Consider the following 2,071-nt stretch of genomic DNA (forward strand, 5'->3'; position numbering starts at 1 on the left):
GTGACGCCAGACGTGCCCGAGGCCGACCTCGGCGGCCCCGAAGGCCCCGAGCTCGCTGCCGGGGGCGAGCGCCGCCCGGTCGACCAGTCCCGGGGAGGCCCCGCGGAAGGTCTGGACCGCGGCGTCGGGGTCGGCGAGGAGGACGAGGTCGGCGCCGTCCTCGGCCATGACGTGCAGCAGCCGGGCGGTCGCCGCGGTCACCTCCTGGTAGTCGTCGACCACGACGAGCTGCCAGCGCGGTCGAGGGGTCCCCGGGACCTCTGCCTCCCAGGACCGCAGGGCCTCGGCAGCCTCGTCGACCACCACCGCCGCGTCGAAACGTGCCCCCGTGTCCGGGGTCCCGGTGCGCAGCCGGGTGACCTCGAGGTACTCGCGGTAGACGGCGGCCGCAGCGACCCACTCGAGGCGGTCGTGCCGGCGTCCGAGCCGGTGCAGGTCCTCGGGGCGCAGGCCACGCTCCGCGGCGCGCATGAGCAGGTCCCGCAGCTCGTCGCGGAAGGCGCGCAGCCCCAGGGCACCCTCGGGGACGCGCGGCGGCCAGGTGACCCCTGCCCCCTCCCCCGCCGCGTGGCCCTCGAGGAGGTCCGCGAGGACGAGGTCCTGCTCGGGCCCGCTGATCAGGGCGGGAGGCGGTTCACCGAGCAGAGCGGCCCGGGCACGCAGCACCGCGAAGGCCGCCGAGGAGGCGGTGCGGACGACGGGCCGGCCGGAGGTCTGGCGCAGTCGTGCGGAGAGCTCGTCCCGGAGCGTGGCCGCGGACCGCCGGGTCGGTGCCAGGAGCAGGACCTGCTCGGCGTCGACCTCACCCCGCTCGATCCGGTCGGCGACGATCTCGAGGGCCGTCGTCGTCCGCCCGGTGCCTGCCGCACCGCGCACGAGGAGCGCGGGACCGCGGTGGTCGACCGCGCGCTGCTGGTCGGCGTCGAGGGTGCACCGTGGCGCGGCGGGCGCCGGAGGGCGCAGGGTCACGGGGGCGAGCACGGGACGATCCCATCACAGCCCACCGACAGTCCGGACCGTGAGGCCCGGCCCTCAGCCTTCCTCGGGGACCTCCACCTCGGGGAACGCCCAGCCGTTGGGGACGCACGGAGCGACCTCGACCGTCTGCTGCTGCATCAGGGGGGCGAGCTCGCCCTCGGCCGGGCACTCGACGTGCCCGTGGCCGAGCAGGTGCCCGACCTCGTGGTTGATCAGGTACTCGCGGTACTGCGTGCGGTCCTCGAACTCGTCAGTCGCCCGCACCCAGCGCATGTGGTTGATCACGGCCTTGCCCTCGATCGCGCACGAGTACAGGCCGCGGGTCTCGAGCGGGGCGCAGGTCTGGTCGACCGTCCCGGGCGAGACGAGCTGGACGCGGTGCTGGGCATCCCCTGTGGTCCGGGCGAAGCTGACCGACCCGTCAGCCCCCCAGCCACGAGGGTCGTTGAGGATCCGCATGACGGTCGCGCCGAAGAGCTCGGGGTCGACGTCGAGCCCCTCCTCGATCTCGACCCGCACCGTCTGCACGGGCAGGCTCGGGTCAGGGGCCTCCTGCTCGCCGGGCACGACGACGAGCTCGCCCGAGCCGGCCTCCGGCACGTCGGTGCTGAGCAGCCCCGCCTCCCGATCGGCCAGCGTCAGCCCGTCGGCGTCGACCGCGTCCGGGTCGGGCTCGACAGGGGTCGGCGTGGGCAGAGGCGTCGGTGGCACCAGCTCGACCGGGTCGGAGACCTCGGGCAGGTCAGAACCGTCCACCCGCCCCAGCCCCTGACCTGCCGCGGCGGCGTCCTCGGCCGGGGCAGCGGCGGGGGTCGACGACGGGGTGCCCACGTCCTCGCGAGAGTCGTCCGGCGAGACCACCCCGAGGGCCGATGCCTCGGTCTGCGGGCCGACGACCCGGTCGAGGGCCGCCCCCGTGCCCAGACCGGCTCCCAGGGAGAGGATCCCGGCCGTCGCGAGAGTCAGCGATCCGAAACGGGGGCCGCGACGACGTCGTCGGCTGTGACCGTGGCGCGGTCCGCGGGCGCTCGTCGACACCGCCGCGCGGGCGCGGCGGGGCTGAGCAGGACGAACGACCACGCGCCCCATGGTC

Annotated in this window: 2 protein-coding genes; both read right to left on the reverse strand. The window is 75.7% G+C overall.

The genetic code is table 11. The annotated features are described in order from the left end of the window. Positions 1–981, reverse strand: a 981-nt coding sequence (locus L0B03_RS17060) for a UvrD-helicase domain-containing protein (protein WP_250448096.1), incomplete at its 3' end; no start/stop codon positions are given. A gap of 51 nt (positions 982–1,032) precedes the next feature. Then, positions 1,033–2,071: DUF3152 domain-containing protein (locus L0B03_RS17065; RefSeq protein WP_308200109.1), on the reverse strand; the 1,039-nt coding region annotated here is incomplete at its 5' end.

The organism is Actinotalea sp. C106 (genome assembly GCF_023630195.1).
Taxonomy (GTDB): domain Bacteria; phylum Actinomycetota; class Actinomycetes; order Actinomycetales; family Cellulomonadaceae; genus Actinotalea.